Source organism: Campylobacter sp. CFSAN093227 (assembly GCF_012897855.1).
GTDB lineage: Bacteria > Campylobacterota > Campylobacteria > Campylobacterales > Campylobacteraceae > Campylobacter_D > Campylobacter_D jejuni.
The window spans coordinates 200,733-225,880 of record NZ_CP040610.1 but is presented as its reverse complement, the minus strand read 5'-3'; the positions used below and the strand labels follow the sequence as shown (position 1 = coordinate 225,880).

25 protein-coding genes and 1 pseudogene are annotated in these 25,148 nt (G+C 30.5%); 13 read left to right on the top strand and 13 right to left on the bottom strand.

Annotated elements, in window-relative coordinates; translation table 11 throughout:
- Positions 1–27 precede the first annotated feature (27 nt).
- The gene (locus FBF06_RS01175; protein ID WP_011049643.1) at positions 28–510 is read left to right on the top strand and encodes an FIST C-terminal domain-containing protein; all 483 of its coding nucleotides are present in this window, start codon (positions 28–30) and stop codon (positions 508–510) included.
- Positions 511–567: 57 nt separating this feature from the next.
- On the opposite strand, the gene rplT is transcribed toward FBF06_RS01175, so the two are convergent.
- Both rplT and rpmI read right to left on the bottom strand, forming a co-directional pair.
- Complete coding sequence (gene rplT, locus FBF06_RS01170) at positions 568–921, bottom strand: 50S ribosomal protein L20 (RefSeq protein WP_002851731.1); 354 nt, start codon at positions 919–921, stop codon at positions 568–570.
- Positions 922–1,014: 93 nt separating this feature from the next.
- The gene (rpmI, locus tag FBF06_RS01165) at positions 1,015–1,206 is read right to left on the bottom strand and encodes a 50S ribosomal protein L35 (protein WP_002777995.1); all 192 of its coding nucleotides are present in this window, start codon (positions 1,204–1,206) and stop codon (positions 1,015–1,017) included.
- A gap of 158 nt (positions 1,207–1,364) precedes the next feature.
- On the opposite strand from rpmI, the gene FBF06_RS01160 reads away from it, so the two are divergent.
- From FBF06_RS01160 to FBF06_RS01145, 4 genes are all read left to right on the top strand, one after another.
- The gene (locus FBF06_RS01160; RefSeq protein WP_002860616.1) at positions 1,365–2,531 is read left to right on the top strand and encodes a hypothetical protein; all 1,167 of its coding nucleotides are present in this window, start codon (positions 1,365–1,367) and stop codon (positions 2,529–2,531) included.
- A 136-nt stretch (positions 2,532–2,667) separates the two neighbouring features.
- Positions 2,668–3,069: a bacteriohemerythrin gene (locus FBF06_RS01155; RefSeq protein ID WP_002854195.1), complete on the top strand. Its 402-nt coding sequence runs from the start codon at positions 2,668–2,670 to the stop codon at positions 3,067–3,069.
- Positions 3,070–3,246: 177 nt separating this feature from the next.
- Positions 3,247–4,428, top strand: a complete 1,182-nt coding sequence (locus FBF06_RS01150; RefSeq protein ID WP_004308213.1) for a NifS family cysteine desulfurase — start codon at positions 3,247–3,249, stop codon at positions 4,426–4,428.
- 9 nt (positions 4,429–4,437) lie between these two features.
- Positions 4,438–5,409, top strand: coding sequence for an iron-sulfur cluster assembly scaffold protein NifU (locus FBF06_RS01145; protein ID WP_002840050.1), 972 nt, complete (start codon positions 4,438–4,440; stop codon positions 5,407–5,409).
- A 22-nt stretch (positions 5,410–5,431) separates the two neighbouring features.
- Here the strand turns inward: FBF06_RS01145 and FBF06_RS01140 are convergent, their stop codons facing one another.
- Together FBF06_RS01140 and FBF06_RS01135 are read right to left on the bottom strand one after the other, a co-directional pair.
- Positions 5,432–7,315 carry a mechanosensitive ion channel family protein gene (locus FBF06_RS01140; RefSeq protein WP_002890623.1) on the bottom strand — a complete coding sequence of 628 codons (1,884 nt, stop codon included), beginning with the start codon at positions 7,313–7,315 and terminating at the stop codon, positions 5,432–5,434.
- Entirely contained in the window at positions 7,312–7,947 is a 636-nt protein-coding gene (locus FBF06_RS01135) for a carbonic anhydrase (protein ID WP_002859401.1), read from the bottom strand. The genes FBF06_RS01140 and FBF06_RS01135 overlap by 4 nt, the downstream gene beginning before the upstream one ends.
- A gap of 160 nt (positions 7,948–8,107) precedes the next feature.
- Between FBF06_RS01135 and FBF06_RS01130 the strand changes: the two genes are divergently transcribed.
- The 7 genes from FBF06_RS01130 (at position 8,108) to FBF06_RS01100 (ending at position 13,270) form a co-directional block, all read left to right on the top strand.
- Entirely contained in the window at positions 8,108–8,803 is a 696-nt protein-coding gene (locus FBF06_RS01130) for a Bax inhibitor-1/YccA family protein (RefSeq protein WP_002851668.1), read from the top strand.
- Between the two features lie 103 nt (positions 8,804–8,906).
- Positions 8,907–9,278 carry a preprotein translocase subunit SecG gene (gene secG, locus FBF06_RS01125; protein WP_002854650.1) on the top strand — a complete coding sequence of 124 codons (372 nt, stop codon included), beginning with the start codon at positions 8,907–8,909 and terminating at the stop codon, positions 9,276–9,278.
- A gap of 9 nt (positions 9,279–9,287) precedes the next feature.
- Positions 9,288–9,851 carry a ribosome recycling factor gene (gene frr, locus FBF06_RS01120; protein WP_002860618.1) on the top strand — a complete coding sequence of 188 codons (564 nt, stop codon included), beginning with the start codon at positions 9,288–9,290 and terminating at the stop codon, positions 9,849–9,851.
- Between the two features lie 2 nt (positions 9,852–9,853).
- Complete coding sequence (gene pyrE, locus FBF06_RS01115; RefSeq protein WP_002869477.1) at positions 9,854–10,462, top strand: orotate phosphoribosyltransferase; 609 nt, start codon at positions 9,854–9,856, stop codon at positions 10,460–10,462.
- Entirely contained in the window at positions 10,463–10,885 is a 423-nt protein-coding gene (locus FBF06_RS01110; protein ID WP_002859398.1) for an RDD family protein, read from the top strand. It abuts the gene before it with no gap.
- 2 nt (positions 10,886–10,887) lie between these two features.
- Positions 10,888–11,910 (top strand): ribonucleotide-diphosphate reductase subunit beta, encoded by a 1,023-nt coding sequence (locus tag FBF06_RS01105; RefSeq protein WP_002859397.1) that lies wholly within the window; start codon positions 10,888–10,890, stop codon positions 11,908–11,910.
- Positions 11,897–13,270 (top strand): nicotinate phosphoribosyltransferase, encoded by a 1,374-nt coding sequence (locus FBF06_RS01100; RefSeq protein WP_002859396.1) that lies wholly within the window; start codon positions 11,897–11,899, stop codon positions 13,268–13,270. Before FBF06_RS01105 ends, FBF06_RS01100 begins: the two co-directional genes overlap by 14 nt.
- Here the strand turns inward: FBF06_RS01100 and FBF06_RS01095 are convergent.
- Positions 13,239–13,787, bottom strand: a complete 549-nt coding sequence (locus FBF06_RS01095; RefSeq protein ID WP_002867133.1) for a gamma carbonic anhydrase family protein — start codon at positions 13,785–13,787, stop codon at positions 13,239–13,241. The two genes, FBF06_RS01100 and FBF06_RS01095, sit on opposite strands and share 32 nt — an antisense overlap.
- 88 nt (positions 13,788–13,875) lie before the next feature.
- Here FBF06_RS01095 and FBF06_RS01090 point away from each other — a divergent pair, with 88 nt between their 5' ends.
- Positions 13,876–14,505 (top strand): protein-L-isoaspartate(D-aspartate) O-methyltransferase, encoded by a 630-nt coding sequence (locus tag FBF06_RS01090; RefSeq protein WP_002851780.1) that lies wholly within the window; start codon positions 13,876–13,878, stop codon positions 14,503–14,505.
- A 19-nt stretch (positions 14,506–14,524) separates the two neighbouring features.
- On the opposite strand, the gene FBF06_RS01085 is transcribed toward FBF06_RS01090, so the two are convergent.
- The 8 genes and pseudogenes from FBF06_RS01085 to thrS form a co-directional block, all read right to left on the bottom strand.
- Positions 14,525–15,712 carry an aspartate aminotransferase family protein gene (locus tag FBF06_RS01085; RefSeq protein ID WP_079355485.1) on the bottom strand — a complete coding sequence of 396 codons (1,188 nt, stop codon included), beginning with the start codon at positions 15,710–15,712 and terminating at the stop codon, positions 14,525–14,527.
- 3 nt (positions 15,713–15,715) lie between these two features.
- Positions 15,716–16,561 carry an acetylglutamate kinase gene (gene argB, locus FBF06_RS01080; RefSeq protein WP_002859393.1) on the bottom strand — a complete coding sequence of 282 codons (846 nt, stop codon included), beginning with the start codon at positions 16,559–16,561 and terminating at the stop codon, positions 15,716–15,718.
- Between the two features lie 3 nt (positions 16,562–16,564).
- Complete coding sequence (locus tag FBF06_RS01075) at positions 16,565–17,011, bottom strand: N-acetyltransferase (protein WP_002854672.1); 447 nt, start codon at positions 17,009–17,011, stop codon at positions 16,565–16,567.
- Positions 17,012–17,020: 9 nt separating this feature from the next.
- Positions 17,021–18,049, bottom strand: coding sequence for an N-acetyl-gamma-glutamyl-phosphate reductase (argC, locus tag FBF06_RS01070; protein WP_168977495.1), 1,029 nt, complete (start codon positions 18,047–18,049; stop codon positions 17,021–17,023).
- An 80-nt stretch (positions 18,050–18,129) separates the two neighbouring features.
- A pseudogene (gene vvfC / locus FBF06_RS09580) lies at positions 18,130–21,578 on the bottom strand (autotransporter serine protease VvfC).
- A gap of 39 nt (positions 21,579–21,617) precedes the next feature.
- Positions 21,618–22,709 carry a DNA adenine methylase gene (locus tag FBF06_RS01035; protein ID WP_002857221.1) on the bottom strand — a complete coding sequence of 364 codons (1,092 nt, stop codon included), beginning with the start codon at positions 22,707–22,709 and terminating at the stop codon, positions 21,618–21,620.
- 38 nt (positions 22,710–22,747) lie between these two features.
- On the bottom strand, positions 22,748–23,266 hold the full coding sequence (infC, locus tag FBF06_RS01030; RefSeq protein WP_002851726.1) for a translation initiation factor IF-3: 519 nt from the start codon (positions 23,264–23,266) through the stop codon (positions 22,748–22,750).
- Positions 23,263–25,071 carry a threonine--tRNA ligase gene (gene thrS, locus FBF06_RS01025; RefSeq protein WP_032592230.1) on the bottom strand — a complete coding sequence of 603 codons (1,809 nt, stop codon included), beginning with the start codon at positions 25,069–25,071 and terminating at the stop codon, positions 23,263–23,265. Before thrS ends, infC begins: the two co-directional genes overlap by 4 nt.
- Positions 25,072–25,148: the final 77 nt, after the last annotated feature.

The window sequence follows — 25,148 nt, the reverse complement described above, 5'->3', positions numbered from 1 at the left end:
ATTGGAGAAGACTATCTTATTTCCCCTATGAAAATCAACCCAAATAAAACATTATTTAGTTATTGTGATATAGAAAGCGCTCAGGAATTAAGCTTGCTTAAAAAAACAAATTTTATTGAAGCTATAAAAAAAGATTATGAAAAATTTTCTCTTAATAAACCAAAACCACTAGGAGCAATTTTTAATGATTGTATCTTAAGAAGACTTCACAACAAAGAACATTTAAATCAAATCCATTTTAATAATTTTCCCATAGTTGGTTTTTCTAGTTTTGGAGAAATTTACGGAGCGGGAATTGCAAAAAGTTTAGTGGCAATATTTTTTTATGAAGTTGAAAATTTTAATGATTTCAAACCTAGATATTTAAAAACTTTCATACAAAAATACAGTGATTTTAAATACTATTATCTTAATATAAAAGGTCAAAAACTAGAAATGACAAATGAGATTAATAAAATAATCTTAAATCAACTCAAATGTTATGAAGATGTTCTAGCTAAATTAAATTAATACTAAAAAATTAAGAATTTCAAGAATCAAAAATCTTGAAATTCTTACACTAAAAAATTAAAGTGCTTTTTTTGCAGCCTCTGCAATTTTTGCAAAAGCAGCAGCATCATTCATAGCTAAATCTGCCAGAATTTTTCTATCAAGTTCAATACCTGCTTTTTTAAGACCATTGATAAATCTTGAATAACTTAAATCATTGAGTCTGCAAGCAGCATTGATACGCACAATCCAAAGACGGCGGAAGTCTCTTTTTTTACGGCGTCTATCACGATAAGCATAGACTAGACTTCTTTCTAGTTGTTCTTTTGCTTTTCTAAAATGTTTGCGTCGTCCACTATAAAAACCACGCGCTAATTTTAAAACTTTTTTATGTCTGCGGCGTCTAACAACACCTGTTTTTACTCTTGCCATTTTTATTTCCTTTCATAAAGTGGCGTCCAAATTTGGAGCTTGCCCTTGAAATTTTATCTCAGAGGGGAGTTTGAATGACTTTTAGTCAAAAACTTAAATTCCTAGCATTTTTTCAACAGCTTTTACATTTGTGCTATGCACATATTTAGCTGTGCGAAGATCACGCATTCTTTTTGCAGGTTTTTTAGTCAAAATATGACTTCTAAAAGCTGAGCCTCTTTTGATTTTATTTTTACCTACTTTGAAGCGTTTAACTGCGCTTTTAACGCTTTTCATCTTTGGCATACGCTTTCCTTATTTAGATAAATTTTTATTTTTCAAACTTTAAAAGAAAAGATAAATACTATCAAATTTTTTCTAATTTTTGACTGAATTTAATTTTTAAAAAACTTGGCACGCATTTTGCTTATAAAAAAATCAGCAATATTTTGGAAAGATTTAAAATGACTATAAATTCGGCAAATCCATATCAAAATTTAACCTTATCTAATCCTTTGCAGAATAGCTCTGCTCTAAATTTGATTAAAGATAGCAAAGCCTTAGATCAAAAAGGAAATGAAAATAGCTTAGAACAATTAAGTTATATTTTTAATAATATCACTTATGCTAGTGAATTTGGATTTAGAATCAATGAAGAAGGTTTTTTTGATAAAGATTTAAATAAAATTGCAAATATACCAGAATCTTATGATATCAACATTAAAAGCGTTAGAAGCATAGCGAAAGAACTCGCAAAACAAGATGAAAATTTAAACTACAATAAAATTGATCTACCTTATCTTTTAAATAGCTATCATAGTTCATTAAAATCTATAAATTCAGAATTTTTACAAGATGATAATGCTTATTTAAGTCGCGATCTTATTTCAAAACTATCATCAGGTTTTTCAACAGATAATGGAGAATTTTTAGGCCAAATTTCAAGAATTTACAACAATCAAGAAGAAATTGATTTGGCATTAAGTAATATCACAAATTTAAATACTTTAATGTTAGATAATAAAATAACTAATTTTCACTTTGATAAAGCCATAGAAAACACTTCTTCTAATGAAATTTTAAAACCTTATTTAACTAAAAATGCAGAAGTATCAAAATCTGGTCTTTTAATGAATTTTATCTACCATGATATAAAAACTCAAAACGAAAAAGAATTTAACTTTTTTATGAAACCTGCCACTTTAGAACTAAGCTCTCATCAAAATTTACAAAAAATTCTCAAGGGTGAAACAGATATAGAAGATTACATCAAAAAAGAAAATGAAAAAAAGATGAGTTTTGATCTTTATCTTTATGTGAATGGCGTAGATAAAAAAACAAGTACTCAAGATAAACTATCTGTATTTTTTCAACAATATATTAACTACCAAAAAGATATGGATTTAAGAGAATTTGCAAATTCAAGTTCAATATTTCAAATTTATATCGATCAAAATCGCAATGATTTTGATGCTCTTAAAAAACAATATCAAAACCAAAGTCAAGATACGCAAAGATTAGAAGAAGCAAATCAACTACGTTCTAGCTCTATAGAAAATTTTTTAGATCGTCGTCAAAAACAAGCAAATATAAATAAAATTTTAAACTCTTATATGTCTGTGATGGTTTAAAATAATTTTTTAAAAAATATATAAATTATAAATACTTTAATAATAATAATTTTTATATAATTAATTAATAAAATTTTAAGTATTATAGCATTATAATCCGCTCTCAAAAAATATAAATATAAAAGTACTCAAAACCATGATTTATAATGAAAAAATTATTTCAATGAATAATGATCTTTTAGATCATCAACATAAAGAACTTTTTGAAATTTCTAAAAAACTCTCTTTAATGAACCAATGTCATGTTGGAACAAAAGAATTAAAAATTGTCTTAAGAGAGTTGTTGATAATGATCAATAGACATTTTTCAGATGAAGAAGCCTTTATGAGAAAAATAGAATATCCTTATATCAACCATCATACAAGAATTCACAGAAAAATTATCTTAGAAATTGAAGAAATTATCATCAGTGAAGCTAAATTTGTAAATATAATGACCGAAAAATTAAATCTCGTTGTTCAAGATTTTATCTTTAAACATACAGCCAAAGAAGATTCAAAAATAGTAAAGTATTACGAAGAAAAATTTAAGAAATAGTATTTCTCATTTTTGCTATATAAAATTCACAAAATATTTCACTTTAAAATTTTACTTTAGCATTTTATTTTTGTTATAATTTTTAACCTAATTTTTATAAATTTTTGTTATTATCCATTTTCAAATAAAGATAAAAAATATCCTAATTAAAATTAAGGATAAATTAAGGATTTTAAAGTGAAAGTATATTTAGATAACAACGCAACGACAATGCTTGATCCTAATGCTTATGAGTTGATGCTACCTTTTTTAAAGGATATGTATGGAAATCCAAATAGCCTTCATCAATATGGTAGCGCAACACATCCTGCCTTAAGAGAAGCTTTGGATAAACTTTATGCAGGACTTGGAGCAAATGACCTAGATGACATAATTGTAACCTCCTGTGCGACAGAAAGCATTAACTGGGTGCTTAAGGGTGTGTATTTTGATCATATTTTAGATAGAGAGCGCAATGAAGTGATTATTTCTAGTGTAGAACACCCTGCTGTTACTGCTGCTGCTTATTTTTTAAAAAGTCTTGGAGTAAAAGTCATAGAACTTCCTGTAAACGAAGAAGGAGTTTCTACTGTAGAAGATTTGCGTAAAGTGATTAGCGATAAAACAGCACTTGTAAGTGTTATGTGGGCAAATAATGAAACAGGTATGATTTTTGATATTAAAGCGATGGCAGAACTTGCGCATGAATTTGGTGCTCTTTTTCATACAGATGCTACTCAAGCAGTAGGTAAAATAAAGGTTAATTTAACTCAAGTAGGAGTTGATTTTGCTTCATTTTCGGCACATAAATTTCATGGACCAAAGGGTGTGGGTGGACTTTTTATAAAAAAAGGACTTAAGCTTACTCCACTTTTACACGGTGGAGAACACATGGGTGGTCGTAGAAGCGGGACTTTAAATGTGCCTTATATAGTGGCTATGGGCGAGGCTTTGCGTATTGCAAATACTATGCTTGATTTTGAAGATTCTCATATACGCCGTTTAAGAGATAAACTAGAAGATCAAATTTTAGCCTTGCCTGATACAACAGTGGTTGGAAAAAGAAAACACCGTGTGCCTAATACAATCTTAGCAAGTATTAAAGGAGTTGAAGGCGAAGCAATGCTTTGGGATTTAAATAAAAATGGTATAGCTGCAAGTACGGGCTCAGCCTGTGCAAGTGAAGCTTTAGAAAGCAATCCTATTATGGAAGCTATCGGTGCGGAGCATGATTTAGCGCATACAGCTTTAAGGCTTTCTTTGTCACGTTTTAACACTGAAGAAGAAATTGATTATGCAGCAAAACAAATTAAAAATGCAACACAGAGATTAAGAGCAATTTCTTGTACTTATGCTTATAATCCAAATAATTACAAATAAGGATGAAAAATGGGAAAAAATAGTTTAATTGGTGGATCCATTTGGGATGAGTATTCACAAAAAGTTCAAGATAGAATGAATAATCCTCAACATATGGGAGAATTTAGTGAAGAAGATGCTAAAGCACGCAATGCAAAATTGATCGTAGCTGATTTTGGCGCAGAAAGTTGCGGCGATGCAGTAAGACTTTTTTGGCTTGTAGATGAAAAAACTGATAAAATTATCGATGCAAAATTTAAAAGTTTTGGTTGTGGTACAGCTATAGCAAGTAGTGATACTATGGTGGATCTTTGTATAGGAAAAACTGTAGATGAAGCAGTAAAAATCACAAATTTAGATGTGGAATTTGCTATGCGTGATAATCCAGAAACTCCAGCTGTTCCACCTCAAAAAATGCACTGTTCGGTTATGGCTTATGATGTAATCAAACAAGCAGCAGCGCATTATAAAGGCATAAGTCCTGAAGATTTTGAAGATCAAATTATAGTTTGCGAGTGCGCTAGGGTAAGTCTTGGAACTATTAAAGAAGTGATTAAACTTAATGATTTGCATAGCGTAGAAGAAATCACACAATACACTAAAGCGGGTGCTTTTTGTAAATCCTGTATCAAACCAGGCGGACATGAAAAAAGAGATTATTACCTTGTAGATATTTTAGCTGAAACTAGAGCTGAAATAGATAGAGAAAAACTCAAAAATACAATGAAAAGTGATGTAGCTTTTGATGAAATGACCGTAGTGGGGCAATTAAAAGCAGTTGAAAGTGTTTTAGATGCTGAAATTCGCCCTATGCTTCATAATGATGGTGGAGATTTGGAAGTGATTGATATACAAAAGGCTGAAGGTGCAGCAATTGATGTTTATATTCGTTATCTTGGTGCTTGTAGTGGTTGTTCTAGTGGAAGTGGTGCAACACTTTATGCTATTGAAACAATTTTACAAGAAGAATTAAGTCCAAATATACGCGTTATGCCGGTTTAAAAAATAGCAAGATAAAATCTTGCTATTTTTTAGCTTTTGCTTGCAAATCAAGGGGTGGTAAATTTTCTATATAAATACTACGACTTGGGAAAGCAAAGGTTAAACCATTTTTTTCAATTATACGCATAAACTCAAGCATTAAACTTTGTCTAGCTTCTCTAAAATCTTTTCCACCTATTTCTTTGATATAAAAATAAAGCTCTATATTAATACTACTATCTGCAAATTCACTTAAAGCCACATAACAAGCATTTTTATAGCCTTCTAAATCATTAATAGATACAAGATTTTGACGATATTTTGTTGTATGATCGCCATATTTTAATGCGCTATCCTCATCGTGAGCTACTAAATCACTTGTATGCAAAAATTCTCTTAGATCTTTTACACATTGTTCTAGTTTTTCAGGAGTAGCATCATAACCAACACCCAAATACATTCTAACATGGCGACCCATGCGTCTTTTGCTCCAATTTTTGATATTAGCTCCCATAATAGTTGAATTTGGTAAAAATACAAGACAATTATCAAAAGTTCTAATAGTAGTTTTTCTAAGTCCTGTTTCAACCACGGTTCCTTCTATGTCTGAAACCTCTACCCAATCTCCTTGATTAAAGCTATTATCAAAAAGTAAGAGTATAGAAGCAAAGAAATTTGCAATGATATCTTTCGCCGCTAAAGCAACAGCTAAACCACCAATTCCCAAAGATGCAATAATAGCCGAAATATTAAAACCAAGTTGAGCAAGAATATATAATAAAGCTATAATAATAATGACAAAATATAAAATTTTAATAATTAAATTTACAACTTCTTTTTTTCCACTTTTTTGAGCAAGTTTAGAAACCAATACCACGCCATAACCATCAAGCATTCTTAAAATAAGCCATGCAATTAAAACTGCATAAACTATATGAAAAAAATTACTTAAATTTACACTCAAAGGTGCAGGATAAGTTGCTATAGTAAGACAAAGAGAAATAGCATAGACAATCAACAAGAAGCCTACGGGTTTTTTAATATTCTCAATAAAAATGACTTTAATATCATCTACATCATTTTTATTTCTATAAAAAAACTGAACAAGGAAAAAATATACTATATTTGCAAAAAAACGTCTTAAAGATATAAAAAATACTAAAACCAAAGCAGAAATTACTATTTTTCCGATATTAACAAAACTTACCCCAATTGCCTCATTTATACGATCTATCCAAACTTGAAGCTCGAGTAATGAAAAAATATAATTACTTTCAAGCAAATCTGCATTTGAGCGTAAATACTTAAGAATTTCAGAATAAGAATCTACAGCATTACTGATATATCTTTCTTTTAGGGTAATTTTTTCTAATTCTTCTGAATTTGTAATTTTGCTTTTAAAACTATCTAAATTAACATTAGAAGAATTTTGTAAATTTTCCATTGCCTTATCAACAGTAGCAATCAAATCTTCACTGCTTGCTGTATTTTTAAAAAGTTTTTCCACTTCAAACAAAGAAGAATAAAAACTTTCCACAATATTAAAATAAACTAGATTAAGAGTGGCATCTGTATAAATATAAGGCTTATTAATATTCTTTTTTTGAACATCTAGTAATTTTTCTTTTGCTTTTAAAAATCTAGCCACTGCCTCTTCATTAATCTTTTGTCCTACTATCATATCGGGTATTTTTGCTAAAATAGTCTTTTTGTCTTTTTCAAATTCACTTAAAATACCATTAAAAGTGCTTGAATTTTCATCATTGTTTTTCTTAAATTCTTTAATTTGATTGTTAAGATCAACATATTTTTCAACTAAAGCATAAATTCCTTCATCCTCTTTACTAATATTCGCATCAATAAATTTAAATTCTTGTGCTCCAAGGTATAAAATAAAAAAACATAAACTAAAAATAATTTTCTTCATTGAACTTTCCTATCCTGTATTAAAGTAAAAATTTTTGCTTTAAAATCATACTCATAAATTTCACCTGTCTCTATAATATAATACCAAGCATGTACTTCTATTTTTCCTTCATCTAAAGCTTCTTGCACGCCTGGATAAGTAAGTATATTTTGCAAAGAATTTACTAAATTTAATTTTTCTGTAAGCCATGAACGCATAGCCAAATCGTCTCTTGCAAAAATCATTACATCTTTTTTTATCGGATCTAACATAGTAAGCCATTTTTTCACATTAGGAATTTTATTTAACTCTTCATCAGAATAATAAAGAGCATTGCAACCTCCACAATTACTATGGCCACAAACGACGATATTTTTAATATGCAATGAATTTAAAGCATACTCTATTGCTGAAGTTGTCGCTAAGTAATCTTCCCCAATACGATAAGGTGGAACTATATTTGCAATATTTCGTATTACAAAAAGCTCACCTGGACCCGTATTGGTGATCAAATTTGGAATTACTCTAGAATCAGAACAACCTATAAAAAGAGTATGGGGATTTTGCTTATTTTTTAGACTTTCAAAAAGTTCTTCATGCTCCTTAAAGTCTTCTTGCATAAACTTAATCGCCCCACTAATAAGATTTTCCATAAAACCAACCTGAAACTAAAATCTTGAAATTATAACAAAATTTCAGCAAAGATTTCATTTAATCATAAAGATATTATATAAATTAACTTTTTATTTAGTCTAATATGTTAGATTTCGCTCAAGATTTTAAAAAATCTAACAATTTTGCAAGGAGAATTTTATGAGTCTTTATGATAGAGACTACTCAAGATCAAAAGAATTTGAAAATACACGCTCAAGCGAATTAAGTATTTTTATTAAACAAACTTATCAACTTTTTGCTGCTTCATTATTAGCTGCAACAGTAGGTGCGTATGTAGGAATTTTTGCTTTAGCATCATTTTTTATACAATCACAAGTAACTTTTTGGATCCTTTTTGCTGTTGAAATCGGACTTTTATTTGCTTTGCAATGGAAAAAAAGAGAGGCTCCATTAAATCTTGTTTTGCTTTTTGGTTTTACTTTCTGCTCAGGTTTAACGCTTACACCTTTGCTTATTTCAGTGTTAGCTCTACCAGCTGGAGGAATTATCATCGCTCAAGCTTTTGCTTTAACAACAGTTGCTTTTGCAGGACTTAGTGTATTTGCTATGAATACAAAAAAAGATTTTACTGTTATGGGTAAAGCTTTATTTATAGTATTAATCGTTATTGTAGCAGCATCTTTACTAAACCTTTTCTTCCAAAGCAGTATAGTTAATCTAGCTATTTCAGCAGTAGCTGCAATATTATTTTCATTTTACATTCTTTATGATACGCAAAATATTATCCGCGGAAATTATGAAACTCCAATCGAAGGTGCAGTAGCACTTTATCTTGATTTTGTTAATCTTTTCGTATCTTTACTTAATATCTTAAGAAGCTTCAATAGCAGATAAATTTTTGTGGGATTTTTCTCACAAAAACTTTTCAAGTTTCAAAACTTTTCAAGTTTTATTTAGCTAAAATAATCATTTAAAAATTAACTTTTAGGAATTTTCAATGATCACTCTTTTAATCATTTTGCAATTTATCATCGTTGTAGTTATTTGTATAGCAGTTTTACTTCAAAAAAGTTCAAGTATAGGACTTGGAGCTTATAGTGGAAGCAATGAAAGTTTATTTGGTGCCAAAGGACCAGCTGGATTTTTGGCAAAATTTACCTTTGTTATGGGAATTTTACTTATTGCAAATACTATTGGTCTTGGTTATTTATACAATAAAGCTAGCAAAGACTCTCTAGCAGAGAAAATTAAAGTAGAAAACAACAATACTACTATTCCAAGTGCTCCTATTGTGCCTGCTACCCCAAACACAAATTCTATCGCTCCAAGTGCACCACAACTTCCAAGCGATGTTAATTCAAGTAAATAATCAAAGGAAATGATAATGCTAAATGAAATTTTTAACAAACAAAAAACCCAAAGTGAAAAATCTTTAGAAGCCTTAAAAAAAGACTTCACCACTTTAAGAACTGGAAAAGTTAATACCCATATTTTAGATCATATTACAGTGGATTATTATGGAACTCAAACTCCTTTAAATCAAGTAGCAACTGTTTTAGCAAGTGATGCTTCAACTATTAGCATCACTCCTTGGGAAAAACCTTTACTAAAAACCATAGAAAGCGCTATTGCAGCTGCAAATATCGGTGTAAATCCAAACAATGACGGCGAAAGTGTAAAATTATTTTTCCCTCCGATGACTAGAGAGCAAAGAGAAGAAAATGTAAAGCAAGCTAAAGCTATGGGTGAAAAGGCAAAAGTTTCTATAAGAAATATACGCAAAGATGCCAACGATGCAGTTAAAAAACTAGAAAAAGATAAGGCAATAAGCGAAGATGAAGCAAAAAAAGCTTATGATGAAGTGCAAAAACTTACCGACACCTATACAACAAAAATTGATGAGAGTGTAAAAAGTAAAGAAAGTGAACTTTTAAAGGTTTAACGATGAATTTAGAGCAAATTTATAAAGGTTGTGGTGCTTATTTAGAAGGGCATTTTTTACTAAGTTCAGGTAAACATTCGCAATTTTATCTTCAAAGTGCAAAAGTTTTAGAGAATCCAAAATTAGCAGCAAAACTTTGTGATGAACTTGCAAAGATTATTGCAAGCTATAAGATAGAATTTGATAGCATTTGTTCTCCTGCTTTAGGTGGAATTTTAGCAGGTTATGAGCTTGCGAGAGCTTGTAGTAAACGTTTTATCTTCACTGAAAGAGTAAATAAAGAAATGACTTTAAGACGTGGTTTTGAGGTGAAAAAGGGTGAAAAATTTATAATTTGTGAAGATATCATTACTACAGGTGGTAGTGCTTTAGAGAGTGCAAAAATCATTGAAAGTTTAGGTGGCATTGTTGTAGGTTTTGCAGCATTGGCAAATCGTGGTTTCTGTGCAGTAGAAAATTTAAAATCTCCAAGAAAAGATAATGCGAAATTACCTGAAAATTTACCACTCTTTACTCTAGGAAATTTTGAATTTGAAATTTATGATGAAACAAATTGTCCACTTTGTAAAAAAGGGAGTAAAGCTATAAAACCAGGAAGCCGTGGAAATTAAATGAAAACTAAAGCAAAAATTAGCTCTAGATGGCTAAGATTTAGAGCTTTGCTTATAGATATTTTTCTTATTTATGTTCCTATTTTGTATTTATTTTATTTTCTATTAGGCTCTAAAGAAGCTTTTTTAAACAACCATTTTATCACAACTTTATGTACTTTTTTATTTGGTTTGATTCAAGCTATTTTTTTAACAAAAAAGGCACAAAGCCCAGGTCTTAAAGCATATGATTTATATCTTATTGATATAAAAACGGGAAAGAAACTAAGTTTTCTTAGAATTTTACTAAGATATGTGATATTTATTATAAGTTTTGGCTTACTCTTTGGTTTATTTGTCAGTTTTGTAAGAAAAGATCGTTTAAATTTACACGATATTTTAACTCAAAGTTGTATAGCTACTAAAAGCATAAAGAAAGGTTAAAAATGCAAAGAAAAAGAATTTACAATCCAAACTCAAACGAAACCCTAGGAGATCGTAAAATTTTTGATGGTAACCCACATGGAATTTTAAATTTCACTAAGGCAAAATATACCTGGGCTTTAAAACTTTGGGATTTAATGGAGGCAAATACTTGGTTTCCAAAAGAAGTGGATACAACTAAAGATGCACTTGATTATCGCTGTAATTTAACTGTAGGTGAAAAAAGAATGTATGATTTGGTTTGGAGTCAGCTTATTTCTATGGATAGTTTTCAAACCAATAATTTAGCAGATAATATCAACCCTTACATCACAGCTCCTGAAATCAATGCGGTTTTGGCACGTCAAGCTTATGAAGAGGCAAACCATTCAAAATCTTACGCTGTTATGGTAGAAGCGATTTGCGATAATACAGATTTGATTTATGAAATGGAAAAGCATGATGAAACTTTGCGTGAAAAAAATGACTTTATTTCAAGCATTTATGAAGAATTAGCAGGCGATGTAGATGATAATAAACTTCTTTTGGCTATGGTAGCAAATCAAATTTTAGAAGGAGTATATTTTTATAGTGGTTTTACTGCCATTTACGCACTTGCACGTGCAGGAAAAATGCTAGGTTCAGCACAAATGATCCGCTTTATCCAAAGAGATGAAATCACACATCTTTTATTATTTCAAAATATGATCAATTCAGTACGCAAAGAAAGACCTGATTTGTTCCATGATGAAAATATCAATAAAATTTATGATATGTTTAAAAAAGCTGGAGATCTTGAGATCAAATGGGGTAAATACATCACTCAAAATCAAATCATGGGCTTTACTGATGATATCATAGAAGAATATATCCATTATCTTGTAGATCAAAGATTAAGCGCGATCAATTTAGATAAGTTATACAATGCAAAACATCCTATTAAATGGGTAGATGATTTTTCAAAATTTAACGATCAAAAGAGCAATTTCTTTGAAAGTAAAGTAACGAATTATTCTAAGGGTAGTATAAGCTTTGATGACTTCTAAAACTTCTTTAGCCTTGCTTTGTGATTTTTATGAATTTACAATGTCTCAAGGCTATTTCAAAAACAATAAAAAAGATCAAATTTGTTATTTTGATATATTTTTTAGAAAAATTCCAGATTCAGGATCTTTTGCTATTTTTGCAGGTCTTGAAGATATTTTAGACTTTGTTGAAAATTTGAGTTTTGATGCAGAAGATATAGAATTTTTAAGAAAACAAGGTATTTTTGATACAGAATTTTTAGATTTTTTAGCTAACTTTAAATTTAAGGGTGAAATTTATGCTATGCGTGAAGGAGAAGTGATTTTTCCAAACGAACCTTTGCTATGTATTAAAGCTACAACCATAGAAGCACAGCTTTTAGAAACTTTTTTACTTTTAAGTTTAAACCACCAAAGCCTTATTGCTACCAAAACCAATCGTATCGTGCGTGCAGCTAAAGACAGTAAAATTTTAGAATTTGGTTCACGCAGAGCACAAGGAAGTGAAGCAGCCTTAAAAGGAGCAAGAGCAGCTTTTATAGGAGGTTGCATAGGAAGTGCTTGTACTTTAGCAGGAAAAATTTATAATATCCCTATCAATGGAACTATGGCACATTCTTGGGTGCAAATGTTTGAAAATGAACTTGAAGCTTTTAAAGCTTATGTGAAAATTTATCCAAAAAATCCTGTTTTTTTGATTGATACTTATGATTGTCTAAATAGCGGACTTAAAAATGCGATTAAAGTTTTTAAAGAATTTGGTATTCAAGAAGGCGGCGTGAGAATAGATTCTGGAAATTTACTTAAGTTGAGTTTGAAAATCAGACAAGAACTTGATCAAGCAGGACTTCAAAAATGTAAAATCATAGTTTCTAACGCACTTGATGAATGGAGCATTAAAAAACTCAAAGAACAAAATGCACCTATTGATATCTTTGGTGTAGGTGAAAGATTGATCACTGCTTCAAGTGACCCTATTTTTAGTTGCGTTTATAAACTCGCAGCCTTAGAAGATCAAGGCATAAAACCTAAAATCAAAATCAGCGAAAATAACGAAAAATCAACCCTACCTCATTTTAAAAAGCTTTTTAGGGTTTATGATAAAAACACGCAAAAAATCCTTTTTGATGAGCTTTATGTTTTTGACGAAAACCCAAATCAAGATGAAAATTTAGAACGCAAAGAACTTTTAGAATTAGTCTACAAAGAAAAAAGACTTCTTAAAAAGTCATCTTTAAATACTATTCAAGATTATACAAAAGAGCAAATTTCAAAACTCGATGAGAGTTTTTTAGATCTTGATCGTTTTGTGAAATTTGAAGTAAAACTCTCGCCTAAACTTCAAAATATCACTGAAGATCTTTTAAAAACTCGTTTTTAAAATCCACATAATTTAAAGCGGATTGTTTTAGAAAGCTGACTTCTTCATCGTTTAATTCACGCACAAATTTTGCAGGATTTCCAAGTATCAAAGAGCGTGGCGGAAATTTTTTACCCTTTGTTACAACGCTTCCAGCACCCACTATGCTATCTTCTTCTATCAAAGCACTATCCATGATAACAGCATTCATTCCGATTAAAACACGATTTTTTATCACACAAGCATGGATAACGCAATTATGTCCTATAGTTACATCATCTCCTATTATCGTAGGAAAACCAGCATCTTTTAACTTTCCTTTTTTATCAAATTCCCTATGCCAAACATGAACTGTGCTAAGATCTTGAATATTGGTTCTTTTGCCAATTTTTATAAAATTAACATCGGCTCTTAAAACACAATTAAACCAAATACTACTTTCATCTCCTATTTCTATTTCTCCTATGATTTTAGCGCCCTCTGCAACAAAAACATTTTGACCTAGTTTGGGACTATGATTTTTAAATTTTATAAGCATTTTTTTCCTTTTTATTTAAGTATAGCTAAGTTTAACTCTATTTCAACTTTTTTAGTTACAATTTTTATTTAAATTTATAGGAGAAGTAATGAACGCATTTGAACAAAAAAGATGTCAAAATATGGCTGAAGAAATTGCACAAAAAGTTTTTATCAATGAAGAGCTTTTTAATGCTTTTTGTCAAATTCCGCGTGAAATTTTTTCTCCTTTAAAAGCCCATGCTTATCGCCTTGATGCTTTGCCTTTAGCAAATTCTCAATGGATTAGTTCACCTTTAACTGTAGCTAAAATGACTATGGCTTTAGATTTTAAAAATGCTGATAGTATTTTAGAGATAGGTTGTGGAAGTGGCTATCAAGCTGCGATTTTAAGCAAAGTCATAAGGCGTGTTTTTACCATAGAACGCATAGAAAATTTAGCCAAAAAAGCCGCTCAAACTTTCAGAGAATTAGAACTTTTTAATATCAATGTAAAATTTGATGATGGACAAAATGGCTGGAAAAATTATGCTCCTTATGATAGGATTTTATTTTCTGCTTATGCGACACAAATTCCTGAAATTTTACTCGATCAATTAAGCGATGATGGTATTTTAGTTGCTCCTATTTTACACAATGGCAAACAATTCATCACACGCCTTAGAAAAAATGGCACAAATTTACAAAAAGAAATTTTAGAAGAATGTTTATTTGTGCCTATAGTAGATGGGAAAGAATAAACTTTTTTTACAAAATTTATCAAAAACTCTTTAGAGCCTTTCTTAACTTTTCACTCATTTCATCAATATGTTCTTTTTGCAAAATCAAAGGAGGTAAAAATCTCAAATCATTCTCCCCGCAACTTATCAGTAAAAGTGCATTTTCTTGGCATTTTTGAATGACCTTAGCTACTTTTACATTTTTATCAAGACTCAGCCCTTGCATAAACCTTAAGCCTTTGCGTTTTTTACAAAAATCAAATTCATTTATCAACTCATCTAAACTTTGCTCTAAATAAGGCGTGAGTTTATTGACATTTTCTAAAATTTTTTCTTCTTTAAAAATTTCAAAAACTGCATTCACTCCTGCACAAACTAAAGGATTTCCACCATAAGTACTACCATGATCGCCTGCTTCTAAAGAATTGCTTGCTACCTTTTGATTTATTACAAAAGCACCCACACTAAGCCCACAACCTAAGGCCTTAGCTGAAGTCATGATATCAGGCAAAATTTGTGCGTGCTCATAGGCAAAAAATTTTCCACTTCTACCCATGCCACATTGAATTTCATCAGCGATTAATAATATATCTTTTTCATCGCAAAGCTTTCTTAAGGCTTTGTAAAAATCTTTATTTGCAGGATTTATCCCACCTTCTCCTTGCACGCTTTCTAAGATAATGGCACAAGTTTTTTCATTCACCAGTTTTTCAACGCTTGAAATATCATTATATTTTGCAAATTTAACCCCTGAAATTAAAGGTTTAAAAGGCTTTTGATATTTTTCATTAGCAGTAAGCGATAAAGCCCCTAAAGTACGCCCATGAAAAGAATGCTTAAAAGCGATAAATTGTCCACCCTTAATACCTTTGTTAAAGGCGTATTTTCTAGCTGTTTTCATCGCTCCTTCTATACTTTCTGTACCAGAATTTGTAAAAAAAACACGCTCTAAAGCACTAGCTTTGGCTAAATTTTTAGCTGCAGCGGCTATGTTTTCATTATAATATAAATTGCTAGTATGTAAAAGTTTATCCACTTGAGCTTTGATTTTAGCATTAAATTTAGCATGATTATATCCTAAAGCACAAACACCTATACCACTTGAAAAATCAAGATATTTTTTAGCCTTATCATCAAAAAGATAAACCCCCTGCCCTTTTTCTAAAACTATATCAAAACGCTTATAAGTAGGGACAATATGACTTTGTTCTTTATAATCCATTTTCATCCTTTAACCCACCAAAGTGCCTATACCTTCATCGGTAAAAAACTCAAGCAACAAAGAATGTTTCACACGCCCATCTAAAATATGTACCTTTTTGACTCCATTTTCACAAGCATCAATACAGGATTTTAATTTTACATGCATACCACCTTCTATTTTAGGAGCTAAAATTTTAGCCTGTTCAAGGCTGATTTTAGAAATTAAAGAATTTTTATCATTAAAATCCTCATAAAGCCCTGCAGTATCAGTTAAAAAAGCAAGTTTTTCAGCCCTTAAAGCCTTAGCGATCGCACAAGCTGCGTCATCAGCGTTGATATTATAAGTATTAAAATTCTCATCCATGCCAATAGGAGCAATGATAGGTAAAAAATCTTTTTCCAAAAGCTCTTCTAAAATTTTCGAATTTACCTTTTGTATCGTGCCAACAAAAGCTAAATTTTCATCTTTTTTCACACATTCTAAAAGCGCGCCATCTTTACCACAAAGCCCTATGGCTTTAACTCCTAAATTTTGCAAACTATGGACTAAATTTTTATTGATATGATTTAAAACCATACTGGCTACTTCAGTAGTGGCTTTATCACTAACCCTAAGACCGTTTTTAAACTCACTCTTTACGCCTAATTTTTCACACATAGCAGAAATATCTTTTCCCCCACCATGTACGATGATAGGCTTTAAACCCACAAGTTTTAAAAGAGCTATATCTTGCATCACGCAATGCTTTAGCTCTTCATTTTCCATAGCTGATCCGCCGTATTTTATAAGTATAATCTTGGAATTAAATTTGCGTATATAAGGCAAAGCTTCGATTAAGACATTAGCTTTTTCTAAATATTTTTGCATGATCATTCCTTAAGCATTAAAGCTAGTTTGATTATACTCATTTAAAGAAAGATCGTAATAATTCGCATCTTCTCTTAAAGTAAAACCATAATGTTTCCAAAACTCATTGCCTAAATCATTGTTTTTAAAAGCGATTAAGGCGATTTTATTGATTTTTTGAGCTTTTAAAGCCTCAAGACAAAATTTTGTCATCTCGTGCGCTATGCCCTTTTTTCTATGATCTTTATGTACACATACATGATAAAATCCTCCTGTGCGTCCATCATGTCCGCAAAGTATACTTCCTACAATTTCTTCACCAAGCACTGCTACAACGCTAAGATTTGGGTTTCTATCTAAAAAATTTTCTATATTTTCTTTGCTATCATCAATGCTTCTTATCCCAAAGCCTTTTATCTCACACCAAAGCTTATAAACGGCTTCATAATCGCTTTTTTGCATAGCTCGTATTAACATTTTTATCCTTTACAAATTTGCAAAGAATTTAAGTCCTTCATCTTCATCAAAATCAAACATTAAATTCATATTTTGAACAGCTTGTCCTGCTGCACCTTTGATTAAATTATCAATAGCACCAAGCACAATAACACGCTTTGTGCGTTGATCTACACTAAAATTTATATCCGCAAAATTGCTTGATTTAACCCACCGAGTCTGCGGAAGCGACTGCGGCGGTAAAAGCCTTATGAATTTATTGTTTTGATAGTATTTTGTATAAATATCGCGTATATCTTGTTCTTGCAAATCCTCTTTTAAATTTGCATAAGCACTGATTAAAATTCCTCTTTGCATAGACACAAGATGAGGGGTAAATTGTAGAGTGATTTTCTTTTTGGCTGCATAGCTTAAATGCTCTTCAATTTCAGGAGTATGGCGATGCAAAGCTAAATTATAAGCTTTGATATTTTCATTAACTTCACAAAAAAGATTTTCCACCTTTGCACTTCTTCCTGCTCCACTTACTCCACTTTTTGCATCAATAATAACTGAGCTAAAATCAATGATCTTTTCTTTAAAAAGCGGATAAAGACTTAAGATAGAACAAGTGGTATAACAACCTGGATTTGCCACTAAACTTGCTTTTTTTATCTCTTCTTTATAAAGCTCACAAAGTCCATAAACCGCATTTTGCAAAAGCTCTTGATTAGGATGAGTGAATTTATACCAAAGCTCATAATCTTTAGGATTTTTAAGACGAAAATCCGCACTTAAATCAATGATTTTCATCTTTTTTAATAAATTCTCATTTAAAAGTTTAGCACTAAATTCATGCGGAGTAGCCAAAAACAAAAGATCAAGTTCAAGTTCATCTAAATTTTTATTTTCAAAACATAAATTTAAAGGGGTGTTAGGATAAAGATCTTGATAATTTTGCCCCACGCTAGAACTCGAATCCAAATAAGAAATTTCAACCTTGGGATGATTAAGCAAAATGCGAACAAGTTCATTTCCCGCATAACCGCTCGCTCCTAAAATCCCAACTTTTATTTTCATCTTTATCCTTTAAATGTAAAAGCAAGTATTATAAACAAAAAAGCTTAAAATAAAAATACAATTTTTAAATTATTTTTTATTTAAAAACTATATCTTAAATTAGCATTTGCACTCCAATCTACATTTAAATCGCCAAAAAATGTCTTTTCAAATTCAAAACTAAAGCGTGTTTTATCGTTAAGCTTATAATCATTTCCTAAATTTATAAACATTCTTTGATCTTTTTTCCTTCATATCTTCTCTGACTTGCTTGATCCTCCAAGATTTGATCTCCTGCTTTAATCGGATCCGCATACAAACCAAGTCCTGTTCTAAAATTTAAATTTTAATTTTGACTTCCTATGAAAAATGCTGTTTTTACGACTAAAGGAATATAAGAAAATCGTTTTAAACTAGCAATATCTCCTTTTAGATCCATAGCTCCTACATAACCACTGATAAATTCCAAACTCGGCTCAAGATAAAATTTATCATAAGCTTTTCTATAACCTAACTCAGCACTTAAGATAATATTATGCGAACCATCATTATCATCTAATCTACCTTGATTTCCTGGAATAAAATTTGCATTTATTTCATTTTGATAATAAATATATCTAAAACAAAATCACTATAAAAACCTTACTCCACTGTAAAGCTCGAAATTCGAATACTCGTTTAATTTATCATGTCCGCTTTGAATTTCAAAGTATTTTCCACTATTATACTCATCACTCGTACCCCATCCAAAAGTTCTTAACCATACACCACTTTCATAAGGATTATTGCGTAATTCCCCCATTCTTTTATGCATATTATTCCACTCCTATCATGGAGCCTAAAATAGCTTGAGCAAGTATAGATTTAGTTTTTACAATAGCTTGAGTATTATCATTAGTAAAAAAATATTCATCTTTAATCTTAGAATCAATTTTTTCTAAATTCCACTCTGGGCAAAATTTTCCTCATTATGAGAAAAAACAACATTTGGGGTATACGTACTAAAGGCATAGTAAAAAATTCCTTTGTTAAATGTTTATTTTCATCTTTTAAATGAGCTAGCAAGATATTTAAACCCGCTTTTTACTAGGATTATTAAGAAAAATTAATACTAAAGTATTATTTACTCCTTGTGTGCTTTCCTTAGAATTAATATAATCTGCTTTAGAATTTTCAAAATCCACATTGATTTTAAATATTGTATTATTTGCACTTAATTTTTTTTGCATCAACTTTCCTATAAATAGCACTTTTTTCTACTTGAAGATTGCTCATTTGTATATGAGACTCAAGCAAAGAATCTTTAATCGCAAGATTTTTTTGCGTATCATTGATACCTTTGATATTACCACTAAAAAATGTGTTTTGCAAAGTAACATCAGAATGATCAAGATTTAAATTTACACTAAAATAAACCTTTTCTATCTTAGCATTTTGGGTATTTTAAAGCTTTTGCTCAAAAGCCATTTCTTTGCCAACTCCTGTTTATACAACATCTCCATAAGAATAATCATCAGTCTTATCAATAATATTTTCCCCATCTTTTTCATCGATCCACAAATTTTTACTTCCAAGCTCTATTTTGGAATTTTTAGCATTAAGGTTTTCTACTTTTAAGCTTACATTACGCCCTAAATAAAACTCGCTTTTTTCTAAATTAAGCTCTTTTAAAACAAAAACCCAATCTTCTTGTGTAAAACTTACAGGCTTAGTTAAAGCACTTAAACCTTGCTCTTGAAGTTTTTTAGCTTGTTCTTTGCTTACATAAGCGTGTATTCTAGCATGTCCTTGAAAATTTAACTTGGCATTTTCTGTCCTAAAAACACCTTCTTTATTGTAAATATTACCATCAAAAATCAAAGCTTTGTCTGTATTGGCACTCATTGCTACAGCTTCATCTGAAAAGATATTGCCATGATAAAGATAATCTTGCTTGTTTTCTAAATTTAAATGTATTCCTGATTAAGAACTTGTGATAAAAACATTATTAGAGTCAGTTTTAATTTGATCAAAATTTAATGTTAAGCCCCTGATAAATCCAAAGTTCTGCCATTCATATAAATTTCGCCAAAACTTAAACCTTCACCCTCAAGACTTACCTTGGTCCTCACCCATTCTAAGTCCTGTATCCACACTTTGACTTTTGACAACAAGCTCTCCTTCACCCATTTTATAAAGAAAATCATCTTTTTTGGTTTTAACATTATATTCTACCTTGAACCCTTATCAGCATAAATTCCGCCATGTATAAGCCATTTATCGCCTGTTATTTGCCAATTTGAATTTTTATCAAATTTAAAACACTAGCGCCTAAATCCACATCGCTATTTAATTTATACTTCCATTTTGAGAAAAATACAAATCCTTGCTATTTTGCATTTCTTCAATTCTCTTATCACAATTATTTTTATCATCAAAAGAATTTTTATAGCTTACACAACCCACATTAGTCTTAGAAATCAAACTTACATTTTCTATTTTTTTACCATCTTTCACCAAACCATCGCTACTAAGTGTATAAGTTCCAGATCCTATGGCTATTTTATGAGTATTTTGAAATTCATTGATCTTTACTTGATTGATCAAAGCATAATCAACCTGTGAACAAGTATATCCATCAGTAAAATGGGCATTACAATTACTCGTACTTACTACACCTACTAAATACCATTTTTTATCAATCTTATCATAAACATAAACTCCACTTCCAGAATCCCCAGGTGTTGAAGAACTTGTAAAAGGATTTCTTTTATCATTGGTATAATTAAGAAATTGCAACTTAAAACGCTTATCTTCAGTATTTTTAGGAGCTAAACTGACAAAACCTCCTAAATTAATTTCATTAGAATCAAAAATCTTAATGGGTACTTTATTTGTATCTTCAAAACCTAAAGCTACAATACCACTTCCCTCTCTTACAAAGTACTCATAACGCGAACTATCAAAAAGCTTGCCTTTGCCTTTTGAATAATCACATTTTCCACTTTGACAACTATCCCAAAATGGATCCTTGTATTCATAAATATCTCCACTCTCCACCATCGCCAGAATCTTTTTCAATAAGATTTAAATCTTTACTCAAATTTGCACTTTTATTGAGACTAATCTTACTCATTTTTAAAACAGCAAAATCCACATTTTCTTTCTTATAAGTAAAATTATCACTTGAGCTTACGATTCTATTTGCTACACCTCCAAAGTGTAAAACACTACCTTGTTTCACATAGCCTTTATTTACTTCCCAGTATTTAAACTTGTACTCATATGAGAAGCACTGACTATATAAGATTGTCCTATATTGGTAAATTCTCCTTGGAATTTTCCTCCACGATTTGAAGTAGAAAAATCAATCATAGGCACATTGAAAGAGATATTTTGACTAGGATTTTTTGCTAAAATTTCAAAGCCACTTTAACCTACTTGAAATTTGCCTTTATTACTGGCAAAATCAAGATATTCTTGAAAATAACTTTGGATCAATAGCTGAAGCAAAAAGATAGTTAGAAAAACCAAATGCCATTAATGTACAAAAAGATAATTTTAGTTTCATAAATCCCTCCTTTTTATAAATATAATTTTAGCACAAAATTTAATTTTTAACTAAAATATAAAGTTGTTCATGAAGATGGATATTACGATTTTTAAGATTGCGAGAAGCTCTAAAAGTATTATATTTTTGTTCTAAAATCCGACATTTTCCAAGAGTGCTTAAGCGCTTTAAAAAAATTTCTTTTTTTACAAAACCTTCACAATTATAAGAAAGTAAAATCACTCTTGCTTTTAAATCATTAATAAGTTCAAATAAAGCATCTTGGGCAAATTTTGACTTATTAAAAGTACTGCGGTTCCAATCCTTTGGAATGCCACTGATTTTAGAAATTTCTTCAGGTTTTTTATAATTTGCAATTAAATTTAGCATAAAATAATTAGAACTATAAGGGTGCTGATTATAAGGGGGGTCAAGATACACTACATCAAAAAAATCAAGTTCTTTTGCAAGCATGTTTGCATCCTTTTGCATCACTTCAAATTCACAAGAAAAATTTGAAAAAATAGGCATTTTAAGCTCTATTTCTCCTTTAATGCGTTTAAGTGCATTTTGTCCTTCGCCACCAAATTTTCCGATGCCATCCTTACCCTTATAAAAACCTTTAAAAACTCCGCTAGTATTTGAATGAACACTGGCTTCATAAATCAAAGGAGCTATAAAGAAATGCCTCAATTCTTTTGGAATTTCATTTTCGATTTTTTGCCTTATAGTATCAAGATATAAAGCATTTTTAAAAGTATAAAAAACCCTTTCATTTTTTTTAATATCATCATCATCTTTTGGAGCATAAAGCTCACTGATAAAACCTTTTTGAAAATCTAAATTTTGGATTAAATTTTTATAATACTTTTTTATATTTTGAAGTAAATCTTTGTCTTTATTAGCAAGATAACACTCATTGATGAGTTTTGAATAATCTTCTAAATCATTGGCTAAAATATAATTTGAGTGTGCTTTTGCAAAACGACTTACAACACCTGAGCCACTAAATATATCACAAAAACTAAATTTATCTTTACCAAGTTCTTTTTTAGCTACCTTAAAGCCATTATTTAAAAAACTTAAAAGTGCTCTTTTATTTCCAAGATAAGTTATAATTTGCTCTTTTAAAAAAGAAGGATTTTCTTTCAAAATTTAAAACCTTTAAAAGCCTTATCCACAAAAGTGGATTAAGCTTTTTTTGGAGTTACAAGCATATTTACATAACGACCTTCAAAATTTGGCTCTTTGTCACGATTAGCTTCATTTTCTATCATAGTCCAAATTTTTTCAAGCAAAGCTACACCTGCTTCAGGAGTTGCCATTTCACGTCCTTTTAAGAACACACGAAATCTCACATGCTTACCTTGTTCTAAAAATTCTAAAGCATGTTTTACCTTGTAATTAATATCATTTTGAGCAATTTTTACAGAAAGTTTGATTTCTTTTATATCAATCACTTTTTGTTTTTTCTTTGCTTCTTTTTGTTTTTTCTCTTGTTGATAACGGAATTTACCATAGTCCATGATCTTGCAAACAGGTGGCTTAGCATCTGCAGCTATCATTACAAGATCAAGTCCTAAACGATTTGCAATTTCTAAAGCTTCATCACTACTGATAATACCATAAACTTTGCCATCATCGCCAACACATCTGATTTCATCCGCTCTTATTTCTTCATTGAGCAATACTTCTTTTTCTTTACTCAAAAGTGTACCTCACTCATTTTCTCCTTAACTAATTTAATAAATTCGTCCAAGCTAAGATTTTTTTGTTCTTTAGCTCTTCTATCTCTTAAAGCAACGCTACGCTTTACCACCTCATCATCGCCTAAAACTAAAATCATAGGTAATTTTTGCTTTTCAGCGATACGAATTTTTTTACTTAAGCTCTCATTTTTTTCATACACCTCGCTATCGATATTAAGCTCTAATAATTCTTTTTGAATTTCTTTTGCGTAAGCAATATGTGCTTCGCCTATTGGCACTATACCCACCGCAGTTGGTGCGATAAAAAACGGAAACTCACCCGCACAATGCTCGGTTAAAATTCCTATAAATCTTTCAAAAGAACCTAAAATCGCACGATGCAACATTACAGGTTGTTTTTTTTCATTATCACTATCAGTGTATTCAAGTTTAAAACGACTTGGCAGGTTAAAATCTACTTGTATGGTTCCACATTGCCACTTTCTTTTTAAAGCATCGGTGATTTTAATATCAATCTTTGGCCCATAAAAAGCCCCGCCACCTTCATCAATACCGTATTTTAAACCTTGTTCATCTAAAGCTTCTTTTAAAGCCTTAGTCGCTATTTCCCAAATTTCATCATCACCTATGGCTTTTTCAGGTTTAGTTGAAATTTCCATTTCATAGCTAAAATCAAATAATTTCATCAAATTATCCACAAAAGCTAAAATTTCTAAAACCTGCTCTTTAATCTGACTTGGCATACAAAAAATATGTGCATCATCTTGAGTGAATTCTCTCACTCTAAAAAGTCCATGCAAAACGCCACTTTTTTCATGACGATGTACCACGCCGTATTCAAAAAATTTCAAAGGCAAATCACGATAACTTCTTACATCACTTTGATAAATTTTAATATGTCCCACACAGTTCATAGGCTTAATGCCATATTCTTGTTCATCAATTTGTGTAAAATACATATTTTCTTTATAGTTTGCATAATGCCCACTGATTTTCCATGCATCTGCTTTTAAAAGTTCAGGCCCACGCACAGGCTCATAACCACGTAAACGATGGATCTTATAAAGCATATGTTCAAGTTTAGATCTAAGTCTTGCACCGTTACTCAACCAAATAGGAAGACCTCCTCCGATCTCATCATCAAAAGTAAAAAGCTTAAGCTCTGTTCCAAGCTTTCTATGATCGCGTTTTTTAGCTTCTTCAATAATGGTTAAATACTCTTTTAAACTTTCCTTATCTGCAAAAGCGGTACCATAAATTCGAGTAAGCATTTCTCTTTTTTCATCGCCACCCAAATACGCTCCTGCAACACGAGTGAGTTTAAAAAAGCGTAAAAATTTCGTATTTGGCACATGAGGACCACGACACAAATCTTCAAATTCACCTTGTTTATAAATACTTACAGCTCCATCAGGAATACGCAATAAAACTTCTTGTTTTAAATCATCATTTTGAAATTTAGCCAAAGCTTCGTTTTTTGTGATTTCATACTTTAAAATTTCAATCTTTGCTTCAGCAAGTTCTTTCATCTTTTTTTCAATTTTTACTAAATCTTCTTCGCCAATCTTACTTTCCACACGAAAATCATAATAAAATCCATCTTCTATAACAGGGCCAACGAAAAATTTAGCCTCAGGATACAAACTCTTAATCGCCTGTGCCATTAAATGCGCACAAGAATGACGGATTACTTCTAAACTTTCTTTAGAATTATCAAAATAAATTTCTTTTAAATTTGTATTTTTCACACTTTGAGAGTCAATTATTGTCTCATTGTCCAAATACGCAATAACTTCTTTTTCCATATTTTTAACCCTTTGTCGCTCACTTACCCTGTGAGTGTTTATAAAGTTCTAATTTTAACTTTCTAAGACTTAATTAT